The organism is Nostoc mirabile CHAB5784, from assembly GCF_020829645.1.
GTDB lineage: Bacteria > Cyanobacteriota > Cyanobacteriia > Cyanobacteriales > Nostocaceae > Nostoc > Nostoc mirabile.
Genome location: NZ_JAIVFS010000001.1, coordinates 158,242 through 183,557 on the forward strand (window position 1 = coordinate 158,242; position 25,316 = coordinate 183,557).

A 25,316-nucleotide genomic window follows, 5' to 3' on the forward strand; every position below is an offset into this window, starting at 1 on the left:
ATGGCGAAGAAAGTAGTGGCGGTCATTAAACTGGCCCTGAATGCTGGAAAAGCCAACCCAGCACCGCCAGTGGGGCCCGCCTTGGGTCAACATGGCGTTAACATCATGATGTTCTGCAAAGAATACAACGCCAAAACAGCAGACCAAGCTGGAATGGTGATACCTGTAGAAATCTCGGTTTTTGAAGACCGGAGTTTTACATTTGTACTCAAAACGCCACCAGCATCAGTGCTGATTCGGAAGGCGGCGAAAGTTGAAAAAGGCTCTAATGAACCCAACAAAAAGAAGGTTGGGTCAATTAGCAAAGCCCAATTGCAAGAAATAGCCCAAACGAAACTCCCCGATCTTAATGCCAACGACATAGACGCGGCAATGAAGATTGTGGCAGGAACGGCTAAAAATATGGGTGTAACAATCACGGATTAGTCATTGGTCATTGGTCATTAGTCATTAGTAAAAAACTAGCGACAAAAGACAAAGGACAAAGGACAAAGGACAAGTAACCAAAAATTATCGGGGGAGAGGCGAGGCTTCGGAATTACCCCAGGAGAACAAAATGCCAAAAGTATCGCGTCGTTTGCAAGGACTGCAAGCAAAAGTAGAAGACAAGGACTATCACCCTTTAGAGGCTTTAGCCCTTCTCAAAGATACAGCAACAGCTAAATTTACCGAAGCTGCGGAAGCGCACATCCGGCTGGGAATTGACCCTAAGTATACAGACCAACAGTTGCGGACAACGGTAGCACTGCCCAAAGGTACAGGACAAATCGTCCGGGTGGCGGTGATTGCCAGAGGCGAAAAGGTAAACGAAGCAAGCAACGCTGGTGCTGATATAGTCGGTTCAGAAGAACTGATTGACGAAATCCAAAAAGGTAGAATGGATTTTGACAAGCTGATTGCCACACCCGATGTGATGCCACAGGTGGCAAAGTTGGGTAAATTGCTTGGGCCGCGTGGTTTGATGCCATCGCCCAAAGGTGGAACCGTAACATTTGATTTAGGAAGTGCGATCGCAGAATTCAAAGCTGGTAAATTAGAATTCCGAGCTGACCGAACTGGTATTGTCCATGTTATGTTTGGTAAGGCAACATTCTCGCCGGAAGATTTGTTAGTCAACCTGAAGGCATTGCAGGAGACGATTGACCGTAACCGTCCTTCAGGAGCTAAAGGTCGTTATTGGCGCACATTTTATGTGTCAGCCACAATGGGGCCATCGATTAAAATTGATGTCACCGCCCTACGAGATTTGAAACTGAGCGAAGCAGCGTAAAAGGGAGTAGGGAGTAGGGAATAAAATAATTTGCCCACTCACTATTCCCCACTCCCCACTCCCCCTGAGCAATTAAATAGGCAAAGCCGGAGACAGCAGGTGCTAAAAGCTTAAATATCCTGCCGAGGTTAAAACTCTAATAGTCAGAATTACCACCCATAAAGGTGTGATAACTATGGCGTTAAGAGTCTTAATACTCGACCCCGGCTAGATTAGCTGGGGTTTGTTGTTTGGGTTCAGGTTTAGAAAAAACGTACAAGTAGGGCACTTCACCGATTATTTTAAGGAGGTGAGATTGGAATGGGTAGAACACTAGAAAATAAAAAAGAGATAGTAGCTGACCTCAAAGAAACTTTGAGTCAGTCAACTCTGGCACTGGTAATAGAGTATCAGGGACTAACTGTTGCTGAAATTAGCGATTTACGGCGGCGTCTGCGTCCCAGTGGTACTGTTTGTAAGGTGACGAAGAACACCCTAATGGGCATTGCCATTAAAGATGATGAAAAATGGCAGCCTATGTCGGAATTGCTCAACGGTTCTTCCGCCTTTTTGCTGGTAAAAGAAGATTTTTCATCGGCAATTAAGGCATACCAAGAATTCCAAAAAGTCACCAAGAAAACAGAACTTCGTGGTGGTGTACTGGAAGGTCGCCTACTCAAAGAACCTGATGTCAAGGTATTAGGAGACTTGCCATCTAAGGAACAACTCATCGCCCAAATTGCTGGGGCTATCAACGCCTTGGCTACCAAGATTGCTGTGGGTATCAACGAAGTTCCTGGTTCACTGGCTCGTGCTTTGCAGGCTGTGGCTGACCAAGAGCAAAGTGGTGGTAGCACCGAAACTGCTGCTGTCCAAGATAGCAGCGCCGAGACAGCTACTGAAGGCGATAGCAGCACAGAAACTGCTGCTGAATAGGCTTCATGGTTCATCAGTCAAGAGGAGGCAGTGCGGTCTTGGGGTCTCCCCAAGTGGAGCAACTGCCGTTCAAAAGCTAATGACCAATGACTAATGACTAATAAATAATCAAAATTACAGGAGTTATATCAATGTCTGCTACAACCGATCAAATTTTAGAACAACTGAAAACCCTTTCTTTGCTGGAAGCTTCTGAGTTAGTCAAGCAAATTGAAGAAGCTTTTGGCGTGAGTGCTGCTGCACCCGTTGGCGTAGCGTTCGCAGGCCCTGGTGCTGCTGCTGCTCCTGCTGAAGAAGCTGTTGAGCAAACCGAGTTTGAAGTGATTCTCGAATCAGTACCAGCTGATAAGAAGATTGCCGTGCTGAAGATTGTCCGGGAATTGACCGGTTTGGGTCTCAAAGAAGCAAAAGACTTGGTAGAAGCTGCGCCTAAGGCAGTTAAAGAAGGTATTGCTAAGGATGCTGCTGAAGATGCTAAGAAGCGCATCGAAGAAGCTGGCGGTAAGGTGACTGTTAAGTAGTCACAATTCTATTACCAGTTTTTTATTAAGGAGTCTGAGTCAGGCTCCTTTTTTTTGGATTTTTCTTCAAGTATATAAGGGGATAGTTATCTAGTTTTAAGTTAACTATCTAACTGGTGTGCTTAATTGTAGAGACCTGTTCAATTAAGCTGCCATGTCCTGTGAATACAAATACTGCTGAAACCCGATAAATACTTCACTGATATTCGCAACGCTCCCTAGTTCTTCAACAGCATCACGAACAGCATGATATTTTAACTCTAACAGTTGAGGTAATTTAGATCGATCAAGTTCCCCCACCCCTGCTTTGATGTATTGCTCTAGTACAAAGTCGAGAAATTCTTGCTGTTTGCCGATATAGCGCGAGAAGATTAAGGACTTGTGAGCAAGGACGCGCTCTCGGCGGCTCATAGGTGGAGAGGCATAGGCAATATAAGCCAGCACATCATATAAATCGCTTTTCTCGGCATCGATCAGGCGACTAATCTCCGTGAGTTGTTCCTCCCCGTAGCCCTTCTCTGCGAGTCCTTCTAATAAGGCTTTGCGGGTGTCGGGGCGGCTCCATATTGCTCGTAGCTCGTCTTCATCTTTGAATAGTTCAGGAATTTCACCAAAGAGACGTTCCACAAATTCTGCGGCGCTCATGGGTTTACCGTCTGGACTCCAGAAGCTAGTAGACATCTGGTGCTGGAAGGTGCGTTCTTTGCCATCAGCGAGTTTGATTTTGATAGTTTTGGGGCGGGGAACTTCTGTACTTTCGTTTCTATTTTTGCCTCTATCTGTTGTGGAGACATTGTATTTATCTGATTCCTCCCCGCCTCTGGAAATTTTGACGAGAACAGGTTCTTGGGGTTCGCCGTCCCATTCAGGATCGTTGAAATGTTCGTAAGCTTTAACGAAATCGTAGATGGTGAAGTAGTCCTTCCCGTCAAATACTCGCGTACCGCGACCGATGATTTGTTTAAATTCGATCATGGAATTGATGGGGCGCATCAATACGATATTACGAACGTTTCGGGCATTAACACCAGTGGAAAGTTTTTGGGAAGTGGTGAGAATGGTGGGGATAGTTTTCTCGTTGTCTTGGAAGGTGCTGAGGTGCTGTTCGCCGAGTTTCCCATCGTTGGCCGTAACGCGGACACAGTAATTTGGGTCGGAGTTAATCTTCATTTGGTTGATCAGGTTGCGGACGGCGAGAGCATGATCTTGGTTGGCGCAAAAAACTAAAGTCTTTTGGTTCTGGTCGATCGCCTCCATGAATAGTTGGACTCGATAGCGTTCGCGTTCTTCGATTTCAATGATGCGATTAAAGTTGGTTTCGGTGTAGGTTTTGGTTGAGTCTATCTCGCCTTGAATAAGGTCATCTTCGCTGCTGTAGATATATTTATCGAGGGTGGTTTCGATTTGCTTAACTTTGAAGGGTGAGAGAAATCCATCGTTGATGCCGTCTTTCAGGGCATAGGTATAGACAGGATCTCCGAAGTAAGCGTAGGTGTCGGCATTGTTTTCACGTTTTGGTGTGGCGGTGAGTCCGAGTTGGACTGCTGGTGAAAAATATTCGAGGATGCCGCGCCATGTGCTTTCGTTATTGGCTCCGCCGCGATGACATTCATCGATGATGATGAAGTCGAAAAAGTCGGGGGGATAGTCGCTGAATTTTGGGGTGGAGTTGCCTTCTTCGTCTTGTCCAGTCATGAAGGTTTGGAAAATGGTGAAGAAGACGCTGCCATTTTTGGGGACTCTGCCCCGTTTTTTGATGGCTTCGGGGTCGATGCGAACTAGGGCATCATCGGGAAATGCCGAAAAGTCGTTATAAGCTTGGTTGGCGAGAATGTTGCGATCGGCGAGAAACAGAATGCGAGGGCGGCGGGTTGGCTTTTGGCTTAGGTTCCATCGGCTTTGGAAGAGTTTCCATGCGAGTTGGAAGGCGATGAAGGTTTTACCTGTGCCTGTTGCCATCGTTAGCAAGATGCGATTTTTTCCTTGAGCGATCGCTTCTAAAACGTGCTTAATGGCGTTGTGTTGATAATACCGAGCTTCTTTTGTGCCGCTCATATCTTCAAAGGGAACGGCGGCAAAGCGATCGCGCCATTCGTTCGCTTCGCTAAAGATAACATCCCACAGTTCGTCGGGGGTAGGATATTGGTTGACGTAGCCTTCTGCACCTGTGTACATATCTACTTGATAAAGTCCGATGCCATTTGTGGAGTAAGCGAACCGCGTCTGCAATTTTTCGGCGTATTTTTTGGCTTGTCCTAAGCCTTCGGTATCGGGCAATCCGCGTTTTTTGGCTTCGATGACCGCAAGTTTTTCACCGCGATAGACGAGAACATAATCGGCGATGTCTGATTGGGCACGTTTACCATTGCCAATCAAGCGACCAGGGGCGATAACTTCGCGGCGGATGCGACTGCCTTCAGTGATGCCCCAGCCTGCGTCTTTGAGTGCGGGGTCGATTAGTTCAGCGCGAGTTTCGGCTTCGTTCATTATGGCTCGTCTTTGGAATATGGCAGTCGGCAGCGGGCAGTGGCGATCGCTTCTTGCAGTTTAGCCTGTAACAACTATTTGGGTGGTAATACGGTCAGGTATTCAGCAATAAAGATACCACTTTTATAATAATACTCGTTAAAAACGCTTAAAGATATACCCGACTCAGAAGGATACATCTGTACTAAAGGTGCAGGGTGAAAGCGGGAAAAAGCCTTTAGTCTTAAGTCGTGTCAATTTGTGATCGAGGGAAGCATATCCCTTCATGCATCTGAATTATCGGCTATTTGAATTTCTTGCTCGTATTGCGCGATCGCGGATTCAATTGTTTCATTACTAACATCTGAAATATCGGATTTGGAATAAATTGTAGTGAGTATAATTCCTTCATCAGTTTTCAGATAATAAATGACTCGATAGCCTCCACTTTTTCCTTTTTGGATGTTGCTATTTTTGAGACGAACTTTGAAAACCTGATATTTAACTCCAGCAATTCTATCGCCAAGGATTTCACCTGCTTGAAGTTGCTCGATTAAGGGTTGGAGATCGGTACGAATTGAACGATAGCGTTTGGCAAGTTCTCGAAGATCCCTTTTGAAACGAGGTGTAAGAGCGATCTGGATTGGCGATGGTTCACTCTGCATCGATGCCTGACCACATTTCTGAGAGGGGAATAGTTTGTCCAGTTAAAGCTTCGTGTAAACCTTGGCGAATGCCTTCTATAACAACTTCTGTAGGTGTTTCATCTGGATCGGTTTCGTCATCTTCGGAAAGTAAGACGATAACGCGAACGCGCTGTGGTTTGATGAATCCCAGCGATTTATCGAGCGTAAGTTGTCCACTCTCATTAATTGTCGCTGTGGTTTCAATTGCTTTCATAGATGGTGATAGTGTTGTTAAATATCGAGTCAATTCAACCTACTTCTAGTCTAGTGCAGCTATCCCGGCTTCATGCGGCAATTCCCTCCTTAGCGGCTTTTGTTGTTTGGTTAGCGGTGTCTGCGGTGAGTTCGCCAGTGAATGCTTTTTGCAGGATGGATTGTTTGAGTTCGTTGAGTACGGCGATTTTTTGGCGGTAGATGGCTTCGAGACGTTGGGTTTCTTCCCTCATAGATGCTAACTGTCGAACGACTCTTTGCTGTTCCTGTAATTCTGGTACTGCAATAACAATATCTTTTATTTTTTGAAGGCTAAGGTTTTTCTGACGAACCCCTCTTCTGAGACTCAAAATTTCAGGTTTCAAAAAGTTAATGGCATGAAGGATAAAAATCAGGTCAATTTTATCATTCGGTTTTACTCCTGCTATTGCTTGGTTAAAAGCCGCTTTACGATCCAGAATCGACATTTTCAAAGCTGCTGTATCATACATTCCAATCAATAAAGAACCTTTGGGAAATAATTTAGCATTTGAATTTTCTAGACCTTTATCTGTAATATTTCTTTCAGGTGCAGTGGTGTATAGATCATTTAACTCACCTGATGAATACCATGCTATTTGCCCACCCCAATATTCAGGTTTTGATCGCAAAGGTGTTCCACCACTTTGGACTTCGGAAAGATTGCCTAACCTCGCCTCTACCCAGCCATTGCCTTTCTGGGTGAAGATGGCATTTAGATAGCTTTCAAATAGTTCGCGGGAGTTGGCGAGGTTTTTTTCGGTGTTTGCGATCGCTCTATCAATCCCCTCAAACGTCTCATCCAAAATTGCCACAATCCGCTTTTGTTCAGATAGAAGTGGAATTTGAACGAATAATGCTGATAGTTTTGAAGCATTAAATCCCCCTTGGGCGCTCCCAGATATTCCAGAAGATATATTATTCCAATATTCGCTTGTTTGGAAATATTTAGATATGAATTGAGGCAAAACAGTTGGGTCTTGTATTCTCAGTCGAATTAAGTAAGATGCAGCTACAGCTTCTGGTGGATCACAAACTAAATAGCTTTTACCAGTTGTTGCGCCAGTTCTTGCAAAAACAATATCTTGATCAATCAGTTTATATTTCTGTAAATCATCTTCATTAATTTGACAATATGGCACACTAGACCAGTTCACCATATCATTTTGAATATCGGTAATTCTGAGAAACTTTAAACCGATATTTTCGACAGAAGCTTTTGCTGTATATCCATAACTGATAACAGCAATATCACCTAACTGCAATTTCCTCCATTCTTTCATTATTTCGCTGTCCACTTTTCACTGTTCACTGTCAACTGCATAATTACCGCTAAAATCTCTGCACTCTCCACATTCAAAGCCATTATATTTCTACAGTTGTTCATAAGCAGCAATAAAATCATCCCGTGAAATACCAGATTGAGTGCAGATACTTCTGAGAGTAGAACCTTTAATAAGTTTATGATTTGGCAAAGTTAAAGGAGTAGTTGTGCCATCAGGATTTTGTCTAATCATAGAAATATGCTCTTTTTCTCTAACTATTGAAAATCCAAAACCCTCAAGCACCTTAATTACTTTTGATTTAGGGGCATCAACAGGAAACTTTGCCATTATAGATTTGCCTCTGCCACAAAAGCTTCGAGTATCGAGGATTCAGATTCTAATACGGATTCTCCAAAAGTTTCGACATGAAATAAAATAGCCGATCGCACATCATTTAAAGCTTCTTCATAGGTGTCGCCCTCACCAACTACAACCCCTTGAATACCTAAAGGATAGGCAACATAACCATCAGGGTGCTTTTCCACAATGATTTTGATATTTTTCATATTTATTTTTCCTAAATTAATTTGATATCCAAAAGAAAACTAACATAGTCTGTCAATTGTCAACTGCTCACTGTCAACCGCATACAATCTCTTATTATTAGACTTCACAAATTAATAAGCATCTTTACGATGAATACTACTCAAGATTAGAACGAGCATTTCTTGGTCTTGAATTTCATAAATAACCCGATAATTTCCCACTCTAATTCGATACATATTTTCATATCCATTGAGCTTTTTTACTCCACTAGGTCGGGGAACATCAGCCAGGAGTCGAATATCCTTCAGTAGACGTTCTCGCTGTTTTTCAGGAAGATCATCTAGTTGTTTTTGGACAGGTTTAGGAATAATAACTCTATAGCTCATCCTAGCCTTGCCTCATATTCATCAAGAGTTAAATAATCGCCTTCTTGATAAGCAAGTTGGGAAGAAATAATATTAGCTTTTTCCTCCTCAGTTATATCCTCTTCGATATGTCGCTCTTTAATAAACAATAAAAAATCCAATAATTCAGATAGGAGAGTATCAGGAATTTGTTCAATTTCTCGAATAAGTTGTTCTTTGAGAGTCATGGCTTGTATGTTCGTGCAGTATTTATCGTGTGAACTGAGGCGCATTAACTGGAATCGGATTCTGTTGCATTCGTTCAACTAGCGATTTGAGAAACTCTCGCTTAGTGTCTGTATTAGAAATTGGTGGCGACACAACTTGAAGGGGCTGAATTAACAGTTCAACCTCAGTACCTTCGGGCAACTCAAACGCTGTTTGCAGGACGAATGCACCGTTATGATAAATTGCTTTTAGAGCTTGGGGCATCGTGAAACTCCATGCAGGTTAATATACATTCAAGCATAAGCGATCGCTTCATTCTTAACTATCAACTGCATATCATCGCCCCAATACCAGCCAAAATCTCAGCACTCTCCGCATCCAAAGCAGCAATTTCATCTAAAATTTCCTGCGGTTCTCTTAACGTCGATTCCTCAACCTTATTCGGATTCTTCACCGACAAATCGAACCTCTCCCGATCAATATCAGCAATATCCACCAGCCAAGAGTTTTCTGTTTCCGCAAACCTAGCCTGTAACTCTACAAACTCCTGCAAATCATCATCATTCAGGGAATTGGTTTTACCCATATTCCGCCCTGGATCAAGTTGGTAATACCAAATTTTCTGAGTTGCCATTCCCTGCGTTAAAGGTTTTCCCTGAGAAAATAAAGGCGTTCCCTGAACGGAGTCAAAGGGCTTTCCTTTCTCAAAAAACAGCACCACCGTTTTCACCCCCGCCCCGATAAAAGTCCCACTCGGACAATCCAAAATCGTGTGCAGATTGCAACTACTCAAAAGCTCTTGACGCAAAGCCCGCGAAGCATTATCCGAATTTGACAGGAATGTATTTTTGATTACCACCGCCGCCCTACCACCCATCTTCAGGATTTTGATGAAATGCTGCAAAAACAGAAACGCCGTTTCCCCAGTCTTAATCGGGAAATTCTGCTGTACTTCCTTGCGTTCCTTCCCCCCAAATGGCGGATTAGCCAAAATTATATCAAAGCGATTCTTGTCCTGAATATCACTGAGATTTTCCGTCAGCGTGTTCGTGTGGATAATATTCGGCGCATCAATGCCATGTAAAATCATATTCATGATCGCAATCACATACGCCAAACTTTTCTTTTCTTTACCCGTAAATGTATGTTTTTGAAGTATCTCTAGCTCTTTTGTCGTCAGCTTACCCCCACGTAAATAGTCGTAACTCTCGCACAAGAACCCCGCCGAACCGCAAGCCCCATCATAAATGCGATCGCCAATCTTCGGCTTCACCACCTGAATCATCGCTCGAATCAACGGGCGCGGTGTGTAATACTCACCCCCATTGCGCCCCGCATTACCCATATTTTTGATTTTGGCTTCATAGAGATGGGATAGCTCATGTTTCTCCTGTTGTGATCGAAACCTTAGCTCATCAATATATTCCAGCGCATCTCGCAGACTATAGCCACTTTGAAATCTATTCTTGATTTCGCTAAAAATCTCACCGATTTTGTACTCGATCGTATCCGGGCTGGTAGCCCGCAGCTTAAATCCCTGGAGATAGGGGAATAGCTGGCGGTTCACATAATCAATCAAATCATCCCCAATCAGCGCATGATCATGATCTACCGTGCCATCCGCCTTCTTGGGAGCCGCCCAAGCTGACCACTGATGCGCTTCATCAATGATAAATTCATAGGACTTGCCCACTAACTCCGCTTCCAGTGCCCTTTCCTGCTCCAAATCATCCAAATACTTCAGAAACAGCAACCAAGACGTTTGTTCGGTATAGTCCAACTCCGTAGTACAACCCGCCTCCTTCCAGAGAACGTCATCAATATTTTTAAAACTTTGCTCAAACATTTAGCTTTGCTGTGGGATTTTTACCGTCGGCAGTTACTCTAGTTAAGGAAGTTTATTAGCCTTGGTTAGCATTATGTAGAGCGGCAAATGGAGAATAACGGATTTGAACCGATGGCCTCTGCGGTGCGATCGCAGCGCTCTACCAACTGAGCTAATTCCCCAAAATCTGTGCTAAGTCAAGAGTAATATTACTCATTAACTCAATACACCATCACCATAGAGTATTCTAACATTCAGTTACCGACGGCTGAGGCTGTTTTTGAGAATAAACCTTCTGCACGCGTTCGAGTTCCAACTCACTGAGATAATCAACAGTCCAGTTACAGCAGCGCTGGAGCATGTGGAATGGGTAAGTATTCGCTACACCAACTACTTGCATGTGCGATCGCTTCGCCGCTTCGATACCTGCTGGAGTATCTTCAATTGCCAGACACTCGTGTGGTAGTAGATTCAATTCAGGATATTCTTTATTCAGGCGTTTTACTGCCAATAAATAACCATCGGGTTCTGGTTTACTGGTGGTAATGTCATCACCGGCGACGATAATTTTAAAATGTTCGGCTAGTTTAGCTCGATGGAGTACCAATTCTATTTCTTGGCGAATAGCGCCACTGACTAATCCTAGTTTCAGATTCCGCGATCGCACTTGAAATATTAAATCTTTTACACCTGGATATAAAGGCAGTTTCTCGATTTTTTTTAGTTCCACCACATAGGCTTGGGCTTTGCGGTATAGCAACTGAGTTAAATAGCTTTCGTTAGCGACTCTACCACGATTAGCGAGTAGTTGCACAAAACAAGCGCGATCGCTGCGTCCTAAAGAAGCTTGACGCTCACTTACGCGTTGGGGTTGGAGATTTTCTTCAATGAGAATCTCATCTATCAGTTGCAAGTGGATTGGCTCATCGTTAATGATCACACCATTAAAATCAAAGAGAACTGCCTTTAAACTCATGCCCTTATGCCAAATGCTGGAGATCCAAGTCCCTCCAAATCATTATCTATTGATGTGGGAGTATACTGACGGACATTTTCGGTTGCTATTGGTTTAATGCCGCTAGTTACCTGATTTATCCACCATACATCGTGCGATCGCACAGCTTCAAATCCGGCTGCACCCATATTCGCGTCCACGCTACCAGCAGCATACTCACGAATATATGGCTCCTCAAAAACATCATTAAGCCATTCTAACTGACGCAGAGTCTTCTGATTCCCATCTAGAATTAATACTTGCCCTCCAGCTACCAGCAACCGGAAGCTTTCGCGCAGAATTGCTAGGGACACCGCATCTGGTGTTTCGTGGAATAGCAAAGAAGCTGTCACTAAGTCAAATGTTGCGTCACTCAAACCAGTTTTTTCAGCATTCCCGTGTCGCCAGACTATATCTAAACCAGCATTTCTAGCTTTATCTTCTGCCCTTACCAGCATGTAGGGTGATAAATCCAAACCAATAACTTCCGCTTGGGGGAAAGCTTGCTTTAACATTAAAGTAGTGGAACCTGTACCGCAGCCTAAATCGAGTATGCGTCGTGGTTTTACCTTGACGGCATCAATTAAAGCCTGACGGACAATAGTTTCATTCGGCGGCACAACATATTGGGTAATGGGATCGTAACTAACTGCTGCACCGTAATTGAGATATCCGCCTGTAATCCCGTGAAAGTTTTGACTGCTGTAGTATGCCGGAAGTATCACATCATCTCGTCGATAGCGATCGCACTCTTTCTCCCAGTCAATACTATCAGCGTAACGCCGTAACCCGTCTTCATCAATCAAAAGACGCACTACAGGGGATAAAAAACGTTCCCAGATTGTATCTTGACGCACTGCCATATTGTGTCAGAACTTTAAGAGGTTATTTAAACAGAGTAATTTTCTTTACAAATTTTAATACATTTGGTAAATATCTGCTTCCTCTCTGTGGTATATATTGACGATTGTAATTTTGTTTGTTACATTTGTAGTATAAATAGTAGTTCTTCAGCTTCACGAAAATTGAGCAAGCCAAATCAAAGACAATACAACATTTAAATTGCTACAACTAACTACTAGTCTGTCAAGTTTAAATTGATGGGTAAGCAAGTTAGTAGTAAGGACTTTAGTCATTATTTTCTAAGCAATAAAGTGCTTACTACAAACCCTGGAAAAGTACTAGATAGTGGTTTATAAGTCATACAGATAATTATCAGTACAATCTACCCAATCCAAAATCAAAAATTTAAAATCCAAAATACAAAAAATTATGCCCTACGAAAAGTTAGAAATTACCACACCAGCACCCGTATTATCTTGGGCAAATCACTCTTTGGGCCCAGAAGAAACCAAGATGGCAAAGAATGTAGCATCATTACCATTTGTGTTTAAGCATGTCGCATTAATGCCAGATGTTCACTTAGGGAAAGGTGCCTTAGTTGGTTCTGTAATTGCAACCAAAGAAGCGATTATCCCAGCTGCTGTGGGTGTGGATATTGGTTGTGGGATGAGCGCTATCAAAACATCATTTACCGCCGAACAACTCGAAGGGAAACTAAAGAAAATCCGCCTGGATATTGAAGCAGCAATTCCTACTGGATTCAACGAAAACAAAGACGTTGAAAAATCTGTCAGCAATTGGCAACACTGGGATGATTTTAAAGACTTGCATCGCGGCGTACAAGACCTACAAAATAAAGCGATGAAACAGATGGGTTCTCTTGGTGGAGGAAACCATTTTATTGAAGTGTGCCTTGATACAGAGAATCAAGTTTGGCTGATGCTGCATTCTGGTTCGCGTAACATCGGCAATAAACTCGCCCAGTGTCATATTCACACAGCCAGGGAATTAGCAAAAATGGCAGGTAATAAATTGCCTGACCCTGATTTAGCTCACTTTGTCGCTGGTACGCCAGAATTCCAAGCATATTGGCATGATTTGCAATGGTCACAAAACTATGCACGTGTCAACCGCGATGTGATGATGGCGCGTTTTAAGCATATTGTCGAGAAGCATTTAGCAGGTGGGAAGGCAACTAAACCTTTATTGCAGGTTAATTGTCATCACAATTACGCCGAAAAAGAAGTGCATTTTGACGAGGATGTATACGTTACTCGTAAAGGTGCAGTCCGCGCCCAGACTGAAGATTATGGGATTATTCCTGGTTCGATGGGGGCAAAGTCTTTCATCGTTAAGGGTAAAGGTAATGCCCATAGTTTTTGTTCTTGTTCTCACGGTGCAGGGCGTTTGATGTCTAGAAATAAGGCAGAAAATGTCTATACACTGGATGATTTGATAGAGCAAACAAATGGTGTAGAATGCCGCAAAGATGAGGGCGTGTTAGATGAGATTCCTGGTGCTTATAAGCCGATAGAACAAGTTATGGAAAATCAAGCGGATTTGGTTGAAGTTGTAGCAACGCTTAAGCAAGTTCTTTGTGTGAAGGGATAAATTTTTAGGGTGGGTAATACCCACCTTTTTTATTTTTTTAAACGCAGAGGCACGCTGAGGCAAGCGCAGAGGTACGCCGAGGAAGAAATGATTGTTTTAGTTGAGAATATCATGCAAAATAGCCAATACGAACAAGAGTATAAGAAAAAAGTAATTGATTTCTTTGATAGCAGAACTAGCTACGACAACAATTATACAATTTATCGCGCTCTCCCTCTACTAGATTTAGTTCAACTGCAAAAGGGACAAAAAGTATTGGATATGGCAACAGGCACAGGTATCATTGCCATTGCTGTTGCAAAAATTATCGGTTCTCAAGGAAAAGTAACTGGAGTAGATTTTTCTTCAGGGATGTTAAATCAAGCACAACAGAAAATTGAAGAATTAGGCTTGCAAAATATCGAACTTATTGAAGCTGATGCTGAGTATATCGACTTCAATGATGAGAGTTTCGATGTAATTCTTTGCTCTACAGCAATAGTGTATTTCAAAGATATTCTTGCTGCTCTACGTAAATGGTATCGTTTTCTCAAACCAGGGGGAGTTATCAGTTTTTCTTGTTGTTCTGAGCAATCATGTGAAGCGCCACTCATAATCGAAATTTGTGGCAAACATAATATTTTCTTGAAAAATATCAATGAGCCAACAGGCACTTCTGAAAAGTGTCACCATTTGCTTGCAGAAGCTGGTTTTCAAAATATTGAGGTGAAGACCCAACAACTAGGTTTCTACCGCAATCTAGAGCAAGCTAAAGAATGGAATGGAGGATGGTTTCATCCTAGAGAAAATCCCTTGTTAGAAGTTTCATCAGAGCAAATGGCAGAATTAAAAGAAGAGTATCGTCAAAAAATTGAAGCAGAAGCAACCGAACAAGGAGCTTGGTATGAAAATCTGACTTTTTTTGTAACTGCTAGAAAGACGACGTGAAGCAAGTAACATTAGTGTACAAGTGAGCAAAAGAAGAATTTTGTACTAGTACTGCAAGGCGCAATTCAAAATTCAAAATGAATACAGTCTAAGCGTTTCATTGATTTGTAATGGGTGGTTTATTTACGCCGTGTTGAACCGTATTGCGATATAGCAATCCTATCTGATTTGTAAAAATTATCGGTGTCCATATCCCTAATTTCTTTGAGAAGTCGGGGATCTAACTTTTCACGAATGATTTAGGATTGCTATATTTAGTGAAGATAAAAGCTTAAGTTATTTACCTGTGCCATTTCACTCCTCGTCTATGCCCGATTCTTCAAGAATACGATCAATGTCCCGCATTCCAGGCAGAATCCGCAGAATTTCCAGGCGCATATCCTGAACTCTGTACACCACCACATAGACAGTCTTACCAATTGGCGGTGTCACTAATTCCCTAGTACCAAACACTCGTCCTGGTTTACCAAGGTTCGGCATTATCAGCAACTTTTTGATAATTTGCTGTAGACGTGTGGCCACCTCACGAGCAGCTGACGGGTTAGCATCAGCAATGTAGTCACGGATGCTTGTTAGATCGGAAACGGCAAGCTCAAGAAAAACTAAACGCATGGAGATGGCTTTTCATTCTCCATTCCCCAAGTGTCAAGCCAATCTGACACATCGGAGCCTTCAATCCATCGAGCTTGTGGGCTATCAGCAATTTTCACCGCCTCTTCAATCATCTGGATTTGCCAGCTTGACTGTTCCACGTACAAGGCGATCGCCTCTGCCGCCAACCAAGACTTACTACGCCGTGTACTTTTAGCAAGGGCATCCAACTTCGCCTTAATCTCTGGCGTTAATCTAACGGTAACAACTTCGCTTTGAGACATTGAAAAACTCTCCTTTTAATCACTCATTTTAGCTTGATGTATACGATGTATACAAGCGAATCATACAAAGGTTCACAATTCCAAATTTGGCTGATGGCGTTTAGACTGCGATCGCCTTAGTAAAAATGCTCCAAAAGTTTATCGGTAACAGGAACACTTCAGAACTTCTGTTGGGTAATCTAGTTGCAGAAGCGAATTCTTAATTGAGGGTAACAAATGCATCCAGAAACGGAAAGAATCTTTAGGGTTCTAGAAAGTTACAATGCAAATCTTCCTAAAAATCACAAATTCTGGAACAATCCTTTTCTCTGGAATAGTGAATAGCAAGGAAAATTCGACATTTGGAAGTTTTTAGTTTCCGAGGGCTTTGTTTATTCTATTGTTCAGTCTACTAAGATAGATCGAGCAATTAAACATTGGCAAGATATTGAATCTAGAGGAACACCAACTGCTCAAGTAAAAGTCCAAAATTATTATAGTTTGTCCATAAAAAATTAAGTGTAGGTATTATTTATTGTTAGCGCTACTCCACGAAAAACTGCTGCTCGCTGATAGCGCTAACATTTAAATTTGGTGTCTTTTCAAAATTACATTGTCAAAGATTGAGGATTCGTCTCAATCAATTTCGCTAAATCTTGCAAGAACGCCGCAGCATGGGCACCGTAAATAATCCGGTGGTCAGAAGTAATATTGACTTGCATTTGTTGCCGCACGCCAAATAAACCGTCGGCTGTTGCTACCACTTGTGGACGGGATGCCCCGATCGCTAAAATTGAACCTTGTCCAGGCGGTAAAATTGCATCAAATTTATCTACGCCAAACATCCCCAAATTGGACAGGGTAAAAGTACCACTGTTGTATTCTTGGGGTTGTAGTTGTTTTGCCCTGGCACGTTCTACCAAAGATTTCCAAGTACGCGACAGAGAATATATATCCACTGCGTCTGCATTTTGCAGCACAGGTGTAATTAATCCGCCATCATCCATCGCTACTGCTACGGAAATGTTGATATCAGAATGATAAACAATACCCTGGTCTGAGTAGCTAGCATTTAACAATGGGTGTTTTTGCAATGTCACTGCTACAGCTTTCGCCAGTAGCGCTGTCATTGTCACGCCTTTGGATTTAATTTGTTTATAAAGTTTGTCTAATCCATCGGTGGTAATTGTATAACCGACACGGAAGACGGGCACGGATATGGTGGCTACCATGTTCCGCACGACAGCATTTTGGAAGGTAGTTAAAGGTACAATTTGACCAGGAACAGCCGCTGCCACGGGTGCGGGTGCTGGTGTGTGAGGTGCTGGGGGCGCAACTGGGGCACTGGTTGGTATGGGTGCTGGTGGAGCAACTGGGGCAAGTGCAGTTTGCTTGCCCTTGTTAGACAATGCTTCTACATCTTCGGCAACAATGCGTCCGTGGGGGCCACTACCTTGGAGTGTAGTTAAATCAACTTTGAGTTCTTTGGCTAACTTACGGGCACGGGGTGAAGCTATAAGCCTTCCTTCTTTGTGGTTAGACCCGTTTTGAGACGCTAAGGCAGGTGTTGCGGCTGAGGCTGTGGCAGCAACTGGTTCAGGGGAAGAGGTAGTAGTAGCAGCCGCGCCGCCAGAATTGGCAAGAGATTTGGCAGTTTCAATTTCAGCTTCCGTTTCGGCGATGAAGGCGATCGCAGATCCTACGGGGGCAGTTTCACCAGCTTCAACTATAATATGGGCAAGAAATCCCTCATAAAAGGTTTCTACATCCATATCTGCCTTATCTGACTCTACAACCACCACTGTTTCGCCTTTTTCCACTTTGTCCCCTGGCGATTTCACCCAGGAAACGATTTTGCCTTCGGTCATGGTGGAACTCAGCGCCGGCATAAATACTTCGTGAATGCTCATAGGGTGGTTTGGGAATCAATGGTTTATGGACTTTAACAGTTTTTATCAGATCGAATTGTATCTTGATGAGAGAGTTTTAGACTGTTTATATTTTAGGTTGGGCATTGGGAATTGGGCACTTGTACTGAGCGCCTCAACTCAAATGTCAAGGTCTTCGTGACGAATTATTTACAATTCGGCAAAACTACCCATATAGTGAGCCTGTAATGAAAAAAATAAAGAAGCTGCCCCTTTGCCCCTTTTGAAGCAGCCTCTTTGTACAAAGACAATCACCCTTTTTAAAAAGCAGCAGCAAATTCCTTTGCAAAATCTTCCAGCTTTACTTTTCCCATAGTAATTGGCTTATGCAGGTCATAATCCTGCCGTAATGCGCCGCTGTGAATGCTGGCACCCATTTCAACAAAGTTGGCTGCAATATGTGTCGGCATTCCTTTCTTTTCCAAACCGTCTTGCATTTGCTCATTGGTAAAAGTTGCCCATTTTAAATCCGGCTTGCCAATAGCGATGCCTAAGATGTGAGCGGCTTCGTTGGCCGTATGCTCGTCGCTTCCCACATATCGCACTTTCTTGCCGGTAACAGGTGTTTCTATCTCTTGTGCAGCGGCGGCGGCAATATCTCTTGGGTGAACCATTGCAATCTTGTCGTCGCCACCATAGTTTGCGCCGATAAAGCCCAGACCTTTTATCATATCTACAAAGCTGTACAAATTGGTGTAGAAGTAAGTAGGGCGCAGATGAGTAATGGCTATGTCTGACAGCTCATTCAGAATGCTTTCTGTATGGTGAGAACCGAGGATGAATCCGGTGCCATTATCTAAATGTGCGCCCGTACTGCTGAGATGAACAAGACGCTTTACGCCCGACTGTTGAATGGCTTGGGCATAGTTGCTGCCGATTCTCCGGTAATACTGTACCTGATCGGGTTCGGTAAAGTCTGGCGGCACCATAGCAAACACGGCATCGGCACCGGTAAAAGTAGACACCAGGAAATCAACGTCTGACAATGAGCCGATGGCGGCGGTGGCGCCTAAGGCTTCAATGTCTTTTTGCTTTTCCGGCTTGCTGCTGATAACCGTAACCGTATGACCTTTTTGTACTAACTCCTCTGCCAGTGGCTTGCCGATGTTTCCTAAAGAACCTGTTACTATAGCTTTCATAAATATTTCGTTTTTGTTTGCAAGGGTTTCTGAATCGGTTAGTGCTAGTTATTTTGGTGAAGTCAATAGTAATTATTAAGATGGGCGTACATTCCTTATAATTTCATTTTTTGAAACTCTTTTCACTAATATAAGTTTTGTTAATGATTTAGGTATTATTTAGAACTAATATGTACGGTGAATTGAATTGGCGTAGGCGTAGCCCGCACTTCGACAAGGTTCGACTCCGCTCACCAGCCGCTCGGTGACCACCGTAGACATCGCCCTTGAGAAAAACTTTGCGATTTACTGACATTAGCTTTTGACTAATGACAAAGAACAAATGATAAATGACTAATCGATTGACTTTAGGAACCTAAATATAGCTTAGAAGTCTATAATACAGAACTATCCACAATGGTTAGCCAATATCTTGCTCGATCTCGTTTTAGTCATTGACTTGCCAAAATCACCACGAGTTTCTCACAGATTAAATGGGATTGCTATCTATATTCCTCATAACCACTGCTTAAGATACAAGAGCTTCTCACAGGTAGAGGATATGGGATACAGTTCAATCTAGAATTCAAAATTGGTCATAAACCTATTTGAAATTCCTGTTTACTTTTATGTCGGCAAAGTTGAAATTCTTTTTGATTGTGATACTAGGTATCTTTGCCACTGCTGGCGCTGGAGTATATTTTACCCACCAGCAATCTGCACCGATTGTTGAGACTAGTAATGCACAAACCCAGCAGGTGGGAGCAATACATCAGTCTCAAGAGGTTGTGGCATACTCAGAGCGTTCCGATTATAAAACCATACCTTTAGAAAAGCTCAACTCATCTCTCCAAGGTAGCGATCCTGCTACCCTCGCCCTGAATGCCTTTGACGACATAGCATCAGTGGGAGGAACGCGAAAGGTAGAGGTAGCTTATCCACAACGAAATCAGGCCCTTGTGACGATTACGCAAATCAAGGGGGGTAATGATTCAGTTGGTATTAAATATCGAGTTGAGATGACTACTTTTGGGCGATCGCTTTTTGTTAGCTCACCTCCAGTCTGGCAAATTGTTTGGGCTGGAGTGAGCAGTCAGGAGTAGAGACGCGATTAATCGCGTCTCTACTGGAGTGAGGAGTTAGGAATTTAAACTCATAACTCATAACTCATAACTCATAACTTTCTAAATGTCGCCGCGAATTTCTTCTACAACGCCATCGCGCAGAACGATTTCGACCTGCATTTTGCTAATCAGGTTATCACCGATCTCTACCCGGAAAAAGCCTTCCATTTGGAATTGGTTGACTTCCTGATCTTGCTGAAGAAACTGCACTTGCTGGAGATTTTGCAGCAATTGATTTTTCTGCTCTAGAAATTCACTTTTCTTTTGATTGACTTGGAGTTGGATATTGTCAATTTGTTGGAGAGTCTGGGGGCCAGGTGGTTGCAGACTCTGCTTTTGAATTGCAGCGATCGCTCTTTGTCCTTCTACGTCTAGCTGTTGCAGTTGCTGATCGAGTTGATTGATTTGCGTTTGCAGCTGCTGTTGTACTTCCTCTTTCCAGAGGGGAGTCACAATAACTTTGACGTTAACAACACGTTTCAGGAGCAAGTTAGATTTGGAGACATCCATAAATATTTCACGTTCACTCTTACTAGTTGGGAGGTGGAATGATCAAGCAAACATGCCGTCAATAATATCGCGATAGCGTTCCGTGACGACGTGTCGGCGAACTTTCAGTGTTTGTGTCATCAAGCCATTTTCGATGGAAAACGGTTCCAGAATCAGTTTAAACGTTCCAATGCGGTCATCCGGTCGATAGCTTGGACGATTTTGCACTTCCCGATTCAATTCTTGCCGAAATAAATCCTGGATCATTCTACTCTCGAAGTCAATTTTTTGACTAGGTGAAGAAGCAACCTGATCATTCTGCGTATCCAGTGTCAAATTCTGACTTGCTGCCCATTTTTCTAAGGCTTCGACATTGGGGACAATTAAGGCTCCCAGGCTGCGCTGATCTTGGCCGACGAGCATAATTTGATCGATGTATGGCGATCGCAAACACACATCTTCAATCGGCTGTGGCTCGATGTTTTCCCCGTTAGTCAATACAATCGTATCCTTTGCTCTGCCTGTTAGCACCAAGTCGTCTTCTGGTGTTAGCCAACCCAAATCGCCGCTATCAAACCAACCTTCAGCATCAATTGCTTTCGCTGTCGCTTCGGGATTTTGGTAATAGCCTTGCATAATCTGTGGCCCCCTCAACAATACTAAGCCTCGCTTTTCTACTGGTAGAGGCGCTTTTGTCTCAGGATCTACGATTTTAGCTTCTGTAGCGGGTAGTGGTTGCCCTGATGCACCAATTAGATTCCGCCAAGGACGCCGCACATGGGTAACAGGAGAAGTTTCTGTCAAGCCATAACCTTGCAAAATCTGCACACCAATAATTTCAAAGAAATTATCTATGTGTCTGGGAAGCGCACCGCCGCCGCTAATCATCTGCTTAACTTGTCCTCCTGTGGCTTCTCGCACTTTGGCATAAACCAGTCGTTCTCCCAAGGCATGGAGGGGTAATAAAGCAGATGCTTGTATTTTAGCTGTTAATCGTTCGACGGCTGAAGCATGAAGATTAGTTAAATCCAATCCTTGAGCAACTCGCCGCGCTTTGATATATTTCTCGCTATTGCCCAATAAAAAGTTAATTAGGCGTTGCTTTTTGGCTGGTTGTTCGCGGAACTGCTTTTGCACTCCTTCATAAATCGATTCCCACAGCCGGGGTACACCCACCATGTAGTTGGGTTTAAATTGTCTCAAATCTGCTTTCACTGAGCGCAAATTGGTATAAACTTGCGTGCAACCTTGAGATAGTAGGTAATATTCAACAGTTCGTTCGTAGCTGTGCCAGGAAGGTAGAATACTGAGAACGATATCGCCAGCGTTTGGTTGCAATACTGTGCCAAAGGTTGTCACTTGGTGCATCAAATTGCTATAAGACAGCATTACACCCTTAGGTTTACCTGTGGTGCCAGAGGTATAAATTAGGGTTGCTAGAGCGTCACGATTTTGCTTGACTGGCACAAAATTATGATTTTTCCCAATTTCGAGCAACTGGGCAAAGTTCAGCACCTTTACGGTTTCGTCTGTTGGTGGTGCTTCATCCGAAAGTAATATTACCACCTGAATTGGTAAATCTTTGAGGCGGTCTTGCAGTTTTTTAAGTGTCTTTAAATCCTCAACTACTATTGCCGTACTGCCACTATTAGCAATGATAAACAGCAGTTCTTCTTTTTCCGCTTGGGAGCTACGCACCGCATCAACACCTCCAGCAGTCATTATGCCTTGATCGGCAATAAACCAGCGAGGACTGTTGTCAGAAATTAAGGAAATGCGATCGCCTACCTTTACTCCTAACGCCTGCAACCCAGCAGCAAATAGTCGCATTTGCTCTGCCAACTGGGTATAAGTAATCGCTACTTCTGGTTTAACATGAGGGTTGCGGAGGGCGACAACATCACCAAATCGCCCAGCTGCCAAAGGCCAAATTTCTGGCAGCGATTCCACATTTGTGTAATCTACCAACCGCTTTAATGCCTGGCGTTCTTGTTCACTGATGTTAGATAAAAAAGAAGACGCGGTTTGGGTTTTTGACATAACACCTTACCTAAATATCGTAAACTAATCGTAATTCTTAGCTTATTTTGTTATTACGCTACAATAACTGTCCTTATTATCCACATTCTCCTCTGTGTATGATAATTCCAGGAATTCCACGTTTATATTTACAAAAATTTATGTTAAAGTTAATTTACATAGACTGCAAGCAATGATTGTGTTTGCAGCTAATAACAGCGATGTCTACGACGGGCTACGCCTACGCCTACGTTTCACAGGAGATGATTACCTATGAATTTGATAGACGCTATACTGCTAACGCTGCTCAACATTGCTGCTTGCATGGCGTTGCCTAAGCTTTTAGCTATCCTTCTGGCTCATAAAACCAAACTTATTGAAATGTTGCCAAATGGTTCAAAATCACAAATAGCTAAAGTGGAACTTACCAGTTTTCCTTATTGTACAGCTTATGCATTGACAGGCAGCCAATTCTGTAAATTTAGTCCTAATTTCTGTCCTAATTGTTCTCCGAATTGATAGACTATTTGCCAATCAAAATTACTCGAGGCTAGCCTTTTCAAGGTGGATAACAATTTTAGACATTTAACTTCTTAACTTTGTGTTATCTGCGTATTTGTGGTTAAATTAATTACTTTTTAACCGCAGAGGCACAGAGAAGCCAGTGCGCCCTTGCGGTTAAGAGACTTGTTCGCGCAGCGTCTCCCCTTGGGAGAAGCAACTGGCGCAGCGCAGAGAGAAAAAAGAGATTTTACTAGTAGAGCAGGCGCAAAAATAAATATACTATTGCAAATGGCGCAAGAAGCTCGGAATACAATTATGCGTGAATGCGTGACTTCCCCGAACGCTTTCTTTATGTTGAGCGGAGTCGAAACACAGCGTCTCCAAGAGTTGGAGCTGACTTCCGCTTTGCGATACTAAGTAAGTCGGTGGAAAAAAACAGAACTATATTACGAAAAGTAAATACACCTGAAACCCTTACCAATGACAAAGGACAAATGACAAATGACAGCCTTCTCCTGTCGGAGACGCTACGCGAACACCAGTTAGCTTTATTTGCGCCGACTAACTTAGTCACCTCGAAGTTATAAGAATATATTTAGTTAGCTTATATCTCATAAAGGAAATTCAAAATGCTGGTTTGAAGCAATTGTACTAACTTTGCTTCAAACTAAAAATATAGTAAACACCAATTTTGAAATCTGGACGATCATATATGAGTTTAATGGATGGTATATTACTGACGCTGCTAAATACTGTTGGCTGCCTAGCGCTGCCTAAATTGCTAGCAATTCTGTCTGCGAAAAGCCAAAATACTGCAACATCACCATCTGCTGTAACCTCAGAAGTTTCCAATTCTGAAATACCCAGCTTTTCTTAATATAAGCTGATTATCTATAGATATCGCCTTGATGAGGAGAAAATTTAGTTATTGGTGCAAGGCGATGTCTCAGGGTAAGTTATACACATTTCATTTTGGGAAAACAATGAGTGTGCATATCTCCCACAAATAAATATTTTTTATATAGGAAAAAACTGGTCTACAGTACAGCTAAAACCAGGCAACAGGGGAGAAATTATATTATCACTACTAAATAGGGTTTCTACCAGCTTAAGTTGATTTTGTTCGCGCCGATAGACCTCTAGTTTACGCGATCGCCAATCAGCAATCCAATATTCTTTTACTCCTCTGGAAGAATAAAGCTTAAGTTTAGCTTCCTTATCTCGTCTTTCGTCTGACTTGCTTGCAGACAAGACTTCTACTATTAAATCTGGTGCGCCAGTTAAATGTCCCTCTTCATCCAACATTACCGCCAAGGTTTCTTTAGTAGCCCAAACTACATCAGGAATCACATTATCTGATTCTGAAAACAAAACACCAGGGTTGATCACAGCTTCTCCTAAACCAGTAGAATCTGACCAAATGTTAAGCTGTTGGAAAATTCTGCCACAAGTTTGCTGGTGTTTAAAGTGAGGTGCCCTGGTTATAAATAATTCTCCATCAACTATCTCGTAGCGCGTCCCTTCATTTTCCGCGAAGAGTTCCACATCGTGAATTGTCCATCGTACTCCTGCTGTTAGCATCTGACTCATCAGCTAACTCCTTTAATCTTGCTGTTGTATTTTAATCATAAAAGGATGTTTGAAAATTCACAAAGTATACTAGACAGGGCTATTTTTTTATAGACAGAAACCGCCCAGAAAGGCTTAGACATCCATATATTTGAGATTAGAAAAAACTTAGAGGTTAAATCATGCCTTGGGAAATAACTGCTGAGGAGTTGTTGGCTCGATATGCTGATGGAGAGCGAAACTTTGCTGGGATTGAGTTGATTCAATCCGAGGGTGTTCCCCTCGACAGTTCGATTGACCTCGAAGGGGCAATTTTGAGAGATATTAACTTGCGCGGAGCCTATTTGAGACAAGCCGATCTGTGTCGAGCCGATTTGACTGGAGCCGATTTATTTGGTGTTTCCTTGGAAGGCGCTTGGTTGAAACGTGCTATTGTCAGGGATGCTAATTTGTATTCTGCTAACTTGTTTTGGTGTGATTTGACTGAAGCCGATTTGAGAGGAACCGACTTAAATCATATAAACGCTAGTCGTGCTACCTTCTGTGGAGCTAACATCGATAGTTTTTCTTACGCCATTTTGGCTCATACTAACTTTCGTTCGGCTGACGTCTCGGAGATCAATATTTGTAGGTTCGGTAATTTAATTTGGGAGACCACTATGCCCGATGGTACTATCAAAAGCGGGCCTTTTTTCGGAGAATTTTAGTTCATCTCCAATTACAGCGATGAGGGGTGCATTCGCAACAAAATAAGAGGATATTTGTAAAGTCTCAATTAATACTAGCCCTGGCGATTAGAAATCGCGGCTATACAGACAAAACCCACCTCCGTGGGTTTGAAGCCCTTGATTTTCTCTTAGTCCACGGAGGTGGACTTTGCTTGTGTAGCCGCGAATTCTATTCGCCCAATACTATGCCCGATGGTACTATCAAAAGCGGGCCTTTTTTCGGAGAATTTTAGTTCATCTCCAATTACAGCGATGAGGGGTGCATTCGCAACAAAATAAGAGGATATTTGTAAAGTCTCAATTAATACTAG

At 42.8% G+C, this 25,316-nt stretch carries 31 protein-coding genes, 1 tRNA gene and 1 other annotated feature; of the genes, 10 read left to right on the forward strand and 22 right to left on the reverse strand.

The features are described 5' to 3' along the window. The 4 genes from rplK (at window position 1) to rplL (ending at window position 2,706) form a co-directional block, all read left to right on the forward strand. The gene (rplK, locus tag LC653_RS00785; protein ID WP_100898684.1) at window positions 1–426 is read left to right on the forward strand and encodes a 50S ribosomal protein L11; all 426 of its coding nucleotides are present in this window, start codon (window positions 1–3) and stop codon (window positions 424–426) included. Window positions 427–556: 130 nt separating this feature from the next. After that, a complete protein-coding gene (rplA, locus tag LC653_RS00790; RefSeq protein WP_229492148.1) occupies window positions 557–1,270 on the forward strand; it encodes a 50S ribosomal protein L1 in 714 nt (237 codons plus the stop codon). A gap of 68 nt (window positions 1,271–1,338) precedes the next feature. Beyond that, window positions 1,339–1,507, forward strand: a sequence feature (ribosomal protein L10 leader region). Window positions 1,508–1,570: 63 nt separating this feature from the next. Further along, entirely contained in the window at window positions 1,571–2,185 is a 615-nt protein-coding gene (gene rplJ / locus LC653_RS00795; protein ID WP_229492149.1) for a 50S ribosomal protein L10, read from the forward strand. Between the two features lie 131 nt (window positions 2,186–2,316). Next, a complete protein-coding gene (rplL, locus tag LC653_RS00800) occupies window positions 2,317–2,706 on the forward strand; it encodes a 50S ribosomal protein L7/L12 (protein WP_229492150.1) in 390 nt (129 codons plus the stop codon). Window positions 2,707–2,850: 144 nt separating this feature from the next. Here rplL and hsdR read toward each other — a convergent pair whose 3' ends face one another. From hsdR to LC653_RS00865, 13 genes are all read right to left on the reverse strand, one after another. Then, entirely contained in the window at window positions 2,851–5,193 is a 2,343-nt protein-coding gene (hsdR, locus tag LC653_RS00805) for an EcoAI/FtnUII family type I restriction enzme subunit R (protein ID WP_229492151.1), read from the reverse strand. Window positions 5,194–5,456: 263 nt separating this feature from the next. After that, window positions 5,457–5,837, reverse strand: a complete 381-nt coding sequence (locus LC653_RS00810; RefSeq protein ID WP_229492152.1) for a type II toxin-antitoxin system RelE family toxin — start codon at window positions 5,835–5,837, stop codon at window positions 5,457–5,459. Then, window positions 5,827–6,105, reverse strand: a complete 279-nt coding sequence (locus LC653_RS00815; RefSeq protein ID WP_308188984.1) for a type II toxin-antitoxin system RelN family antitoxin — start codon at window positions 6,103–6,105, stop codon at window positions 5,827–5,829. Before LC653_RS00815 ends, LC653_RS00810 begins: the two co-directional genes overlap by 11 nt. A 37-nt stretch (window positions 6,106–6,142) precedes the next feature. Further along, complete coding sequence (locus LC653_RS00820) at window positions 6,143–7,372, reverse strand: restriction endonuclease subunit S (protein WP_229492153.1); 1,230 nt, start codon at window positions 7,370–7,372, stop codon at window positions 6,143–6,145. A 90-nt stretch (window positions 7,373–7,462) separates the two neighbouring features. Then, window positions 7,463–7,702 (reverse strand): type II toxin-antitoxin system HicA family toxin, encoded by a 240-nt coding sequence (locus LC653_RS00825; protein ID WP_229492154.1) that lies wholly within the window; start codon window positions 7,700–7,702, stop codon window positions 7,463–7,465. After that, window positions 7,702–7,920: a type II toxin-antitoxin system HicB family antitoxin gene (locus tag LC653_RS00830; protein ID WP_229492155.1), complete on the reverse strand. Its 219-nt coding sequence runs from the start codon at window positions 7,918–7,920 to the stop codon at window positions 7,702–7,704. The genes LC653_RS00825 and LC653_RS00830 overlap by 1 nt, the downstream gene beginning before the upstream one ends. Window positions 7,921–8,031: 111 nt before the next feature. Continuing rightward, complete coding sequence (locus tag LC653_RS00835) at window positions 8,032–8,286, reverse strand: type II toxin-antitoxin system RelE family toxin (RefSeq protein WP_229492156.1); 255 nt, start codon at window positions 8,284–8,286, stop codon at window positions 8,032–8,034. Continuing rightward, window positions 8,283–8,492 (reverse strand): DUF2281 domain-containing protein, encoded by a 210-nt coding sequence (locus tag LC653_RS00840; protein ID WP_229492157.1) that lies wholly within the window; start codon window positions 8,490–8,492, stop codon window positions 8,283–8,285. The genes LC653_RS00835 and LC653_RS00840 overlap by 4 nt, the downstream gene beginning before the upstream one ends. Window positions 8,493–8,514: 22 nt before the next feature. Further along, entirely contained in the window at window positions 8,515–8,736 is a 222-nt protein-coding gene (locus LC653_RS00845) for an antitoxin family protein (protein ID WP_229492158.1), read from the reverse strand. A 61-nt stretch (window positions 8,737–8,797) separates the two neighbouring features. Continuing rightward, on the reverse strand, window positions 8,798–10,318 hold the full coding sequence (locus tag LC653_RS00850) for a class I SAM-dependent DNA methyltransferase (protein ID WP_229492159.1): 1,521 nt from the start codon (window positions 10,316–10,318) through the stop codon (window positions 8,798–8,800). A gap of 88 nt (window positions 10,319–10,406) precedes the next feature. Continuing rightward, window positions 10,407–10,479: transfer RNA gene (locus tag LC653_RS00855), tRNA-Ala, on the reverse strand. Window positions 10,480–10,544: 65 nt separating this feature from the next. Beyond that, on the reverse strand, window positions 10,545–11,273 hold the full coding sequence (locus tag LC653_RS00860; RefSeq protein WP_229492160.1) for an HAD family hydrolase: 729 nt from the start codon (window positions 11,271–11,273) through the stop codon (window positions 10,545–10,547). Continuing rightward, window positions 11,270–12,154: a class I SAM-dependent methyltransferase gene (locus LC653_RS00865; RefSeq protein ID WP_229492161.1), complete on the reverse strand. Its 885-nt coding sequence runs from the start codon at window positions 12,152–12,154 to the stop codon at window positions 11,270–11,272. The genes LC653_RS00860 and LC653_RS00865 overlap by 4 nt, the downstream gene beginning before the upstream one ends. Window positions 12,155–12,563: 409 nt before the next feature. On the opposite strand from LC653_RS00865, the gene LC653_RS00870 reads away from it, so the two are divergent. Both LC653_RS00870 and LC653_RS00875 read left to right on the forward strand, forming a co-directional pair. Next, complete coding sequence (locus LC653_RS00870) at window positions 12,564–13,745, forward strand: RtcB family protein (protein ID WP_229492162.1); 1,182 nt, start codon at window positions 12,564–12,566, stop codon at window positions 13,743–13,745. A gap of 111 nt (window positions 13,746–13,856) precedes the next feature. Further along, entirely contained in the window at window positions 13,857–14,672 is an 816-nt protein-coding gene (locus LC653_RS00875; RefSeq protein WP_229492320.1) for a class I SAM-dependent methyltransferase, read from the forward strand. Window positions 14,673–14,966: 294 nt separating this feature from the next. Here the strand turns inward: LC653_RS00875 and LC653_RS00880 are convergent, their stop codons facing one another. The 4 genes from LC653_RS00880 to LC653_RS00895 all read right to left on the reverse strand — a co-directional run bounded on the left by LC653_RS00880 (window position 14,967) and on the right by LC653_RS00895 (window position 18,593). Further along, entirely contained in the window at window positions 14,967–15,284 is a 318-nt protein-coding gene (locus tag LC653_RS00880) for a type II toxin-antitoxin system RelE/ParE family toxin (RefSeq protein WP_229492163.1), read from the reverse strand. Beyond that, on the reverse strand, window positions 15,275–15,547 hold the full coding sequence (locus LC653_RS00885) for a CopG family ribbon-helix-helix protein (RefSeq protein ID WP_229492164.1): 273 nt from the start codon (window positions 15,545–15,547) through the stop codon (window positions 15,275–15,277). The genes LC653_RS00880 and LC653_RS00885 overlap by 10 nt, the downstream gene beginning before the upstream one ends. Window positions 15,548–16,134: 587 nt before the next feature. Beyond that, window positions 16,135–17,436: a dihydrolipoamide acetyltransferase family protein gene (locus LC653_RS00890; RefSeq protein ID WP_229492165.1), complete on the reverse strand. Its 1,302-nt coding sequence runs from the start codon at window positions 17,434–17,436 to the stop codon at window positions 16,135–16,137. A gap of 278 nt (window positions 17,437–17,714) precedes the next feature. Beyond that, window positions 17,715–18,593, reverse strand: a complete 879-nt coding sequence (locus LC653_RS00895) for an NAD(P)H-binding protein (RefSeq protein ID WP_229492166.1) — start codon at window positions 18,591–18,593, stop codon at window positions 17,715–17,717. 608 nt (window positions 18,594–19,201) lie between these two features. Here LC653_RS00895 and LC653_RS00900 point away from each other — a divergent pair. Beyond that, on the forward strand, window positions 19,202–19,675 hold the full coding sequence (locus tag LC653_RS00900) for a hypothetical protein (RefSeq protein WP_229492167.1): 474 nt from the start codon (window positions 19,202–19,204) through the stop codon (window positions 19,673–19,675). An 81-nt stretch (window positions 19,676–19,756) separates the two neighbouring features. Here the strand turns inward: LC653_RS00900 and LC653_RS00905 are convergent, their stop codons facing one another. Continuing rightward, entirely contained in the window at window positions 19,757–20,206 is a 450-nt protein-coding gene (locus tag LC653_RS00905; RefSeq protein WP_012412623.1) for a YlqD family protein, read from the reverse strand. Between the two features lie 42 nt (window positions 20,207–20,248). Then, window positions 20,249–22,225 (reverse strand): AMP-dependent synthetase/ligase, encoded by a 1,977-nt coding sequence (locus LC653_RS00910; protein WP_229492168.1) that lies wholly within the window; start codon window positions 22,223–22,225, stop codon window positions 20,249–20,251. A gap of 182 nt (window positions 22,226–22,407) precedes the next feature. On the opposite strand from LC653_RS00910, the gene LC653_RS46080 reads away from it, so the two are divergent. Beyond that, a complete protein-coding gene (locus LC653_RS46080) occupies window positions 22,408–22,542 on the forward strand; it encodes a hypothetical protein (protein WP_267922896.1) in 135 nt (44 codons plus the stop codon). 489 nt (window positions 22,543–23,031) lie between these two features. Then, window positions 23,032–23,295: a hypothetical protein gene (locus tag LC653_RS00915; protein ID WP_229492169.1), complete on the forward strand. Its 264-nt coding sequence runs from the start codon at window positions 23,032–23,034 to the stop codon at window positions 23,293–23,295. Window positions 23,296–23,359: 64 nt separating this feature from the next. Here the strand turns inward: LC653_RS00915 and LC653_RS00920 are convergent, their stop codons facing one another. Together LC653_RS00920 and LC653_RS00925 are read right to left on the reverse strand one after the other, a co-directional pair. Beyond that, complete coding sequence (locus LC653_RS00920) at window positions 23,360–23,560, reverse strand: hypothetical protein (protein WP_229492170.1); 201 nt, start codon at window positions 23,558–23,560, stop codon at window positions 23,360–23,362. A gap of 165 nt (window positions 23,561–23,725) precedes the next feature. Next, on the reverse strand, window positions 23,726–24,298 hold the full coding sequence (locus tag LC653_RS00925; RefSeq protein ID WP_229492171.1) for a Uma2 family endonuclease: 573 nt from the start codon (window positions 24,296–24,298) through the stop codon (window positions 23,726–23,728). 161 nt (window positions 24,299–24,459) lie between these two features. Between LC653_RS00925 and LC653_RS00930 the strand changes: the two genes are divergently transcribed. Then, entirely contained in the window at window positions 24,460–24,984 is a 525-nt protein-coding gene (locus LC653_RS00930; protein WP_229492172.1) for a pentapeptide repeat-containing protein, read from the forward strand. A 149-nt stretch (window positions 24,985–25,133) separates the two neighbouring features. Here the strand turns inward: LC653_RS00930 and LC653_RS00935 are convergent. Then, window positions 25,134–25,316, reverse strand: a 183-nt coding sequence (locus LC653_RS00935; RefSeq protein WP_229492173.1) for a hypothetical protein, incomplete at its 5' end; no start/stop codon positions are given.

Excerpts from the sequence above, each read along its gene's own strand:
- LC653_RS00825 (WP_229492154.1), bottom strand. The coding sequence starts at position 7,702 with ATGGCAAAGTTTCCTGTTGATGCCCCTAAATCAAAAGTAATTAAGGTG.
- LC653_RS00925 (WP_229492171.1), bottom strand. The coding sequence starts at position 24,298 with ATGAGTCAGATGCTAACAGCAGGAGTACGATGGACAATTCACGATGTG.
- LC653_RS00910 (WP_229492168.1), bottom strand. The coding sequence starts at position 22,225 with ATGTCAAAAACCCAAACCGCGTCTTCTTTTTTATCTAACATCAGTGAA.
- LC653_RS00835 (WP_229492156.1), bottom strand. The coding sequence starts at position 8,286 with ATGAGCTATAGAGTTATTATTCCTAAACCTGTCCAAAAACAACTAGAT.
- LC653_RS00895 (WP_229492166.1), bottom strand. The coding sequence starts at position 18,593 with ATGAAAGCTATAGTAACAGGTTCTTTAGGAAACATCGGCAAGCCACTG.
- LC653_RS00850 (WP_229492159.1), bottom strand. The coding sequence starts at position 10,318 with ATGTTTGAGCAAAGTTTTAAAAATATTGATGACGTTCTCTGGAAGGAG.
- LC653_RS00845 (WP_229492158.1), bottom strand. The coding sequence starts at position 8,736 with ATGCCCCAAGCTCTAAAAGCAATTTATCATAACGGTGCATTCGTCCTG.
- LC653_RS00915 (WP_229492169.1), top strand. The coding sequence starts at position 23,032 with ATGCGTGACTTCCCCGAACGCTTTCTTTATGTTGAGCGGAGTCGAAAC.
- rplJ (WP_229492149.1), top strand. The coding sequence starts at position 1,571 with ATGGGTAGAACACTAGAAAATAAAAAAGAGATAGTAGCTGACCTCAAA.
- LC653_RS00875 (WP_229492320.1), top strand. The coding sequence starts at position 13,857 with ATGCAAAATAGCCAATACGAACAAGAGTATAAGAAAAAAGTAATTGAT.
- LC653_RS00860 (WP_229492160.1), bottom strand. The coding sequence starts at position 11,273 with ATGAGTTTAAAGGCAGTTCTCTTTGATTTTAATGGTGTGATCATTAAC.
- LC653_RS00820 (WP_229492153.1), bottom strand. The coding sequence starts at position 7,372 with ATGAAAGAATGGAGGAAATTGCAGTTAGGTGATATTGCTGTTATCAGT.
- rplA (WP_229492148.1), top strand. The coding sequence starts at position 557 with ATGCCAAAAGTATCGCGTCGTTTGCAAGGACTGCAAGCAAAAGTAGAA.
- rplK (WP_100898684.1), top strand. The coding sequence starts at position 1 with ATGGCGAAGAAAGTAGTGGCGGTCATTAAACTGGCCCTGAATGCTGGA.
- LC653_RS00830 (WP_229492155.1), bottom strand. The coding sequence starts at position 7,920 with ATGAAAAATATCAAAATCATTGTGGAAAAGCACCCTGATGGTTATGTT.
- LC653_RS00885 (WP_229492164.1), bottom strand. The coding sequence starts at position 15,547 with ATGTCTCAAAGCGAAGTTGTTACCGTTAGATTAACGCCAGAGATTAAG.
- LC653_RS00900 (WP_229492167.1), top strand. The coding sequence starts at position 19,202 with ATGTCGGCAAAGTTGAAATTCTTTTTGATTGTGATACTAGGTATCTTT.
- LC653_RS00905 (WP_012412623.1), bottom strand. The coding sequence starts at position 20,206 with ATGGATGTCTCCAAATCTAACTTGCTCCTGAAACGTGTTGTTAACGTC.
- LC653_RS00870 (WP_229492162.1), top strand. The coding sequence starts at position 12,564 with ATGCCCTACGAAAAGTTAGAAATTACCACACCAGCACCCGTATTATCT.
- hsdR (WP_229492151.1), bottom strand. The coding sequence starts at position 5,193 with ATGAACGAAGCCGAAACTCGCGCTGAACTAATCGACCCCGCACTCAAA.
- LC653_RS00880 (WP_229492163.1), bottom strand. The coding sequence starts at position 15,284 with ATGCGTTTAGTTTTTCTTGAGCTTGCCGTTTCCGATCTAACAAGCATC.
- LC653_RS00840 (WP_229492157.1), bottom strand. The coding sequence starts at position 8,492 with ATGACTCTCAAAGAACAACTTATTCGAGAAATTGAACAAATTCCTGAT.
- LC653_RS00810 (WP_229492152.1), bottom strand. The coding sequence starts at position 5,837 with ATGCAGAGTGAACCATCGCCAATCCAGATCGCTCTTACACCTCGTTTC.
- LC653_RS00865 (WP_229492161.1), bottom strand. The coding sequence starts at position 12,154 with ATGGCAGTGCGTCAAGATACAATCTGGGAACGTTTTTTATCCCCTGTA.
- LC653_RS00890 (WP_229492165.1), bottom strand. The coding sequence starts at position 17,436 with ATGAGCATTCACGAAGTATTTATGCCGGCGCTGAGTTCCACCATGACC.
- rplL (WP_229492150.1), top strand. The coding sequence starts at position 2,317 with ATGTCTGCTACAACCGATCAAATTTTAGAACAACTGAAAACCCTTTCT.
- LC653_RS00930 (WP_229492172.1), top strand. The coding sequence starts at position 24,460 with ATGCCTTGGGAAATAACTGCTGAGGAGTTGTTGGCTCGATATGCTGAT.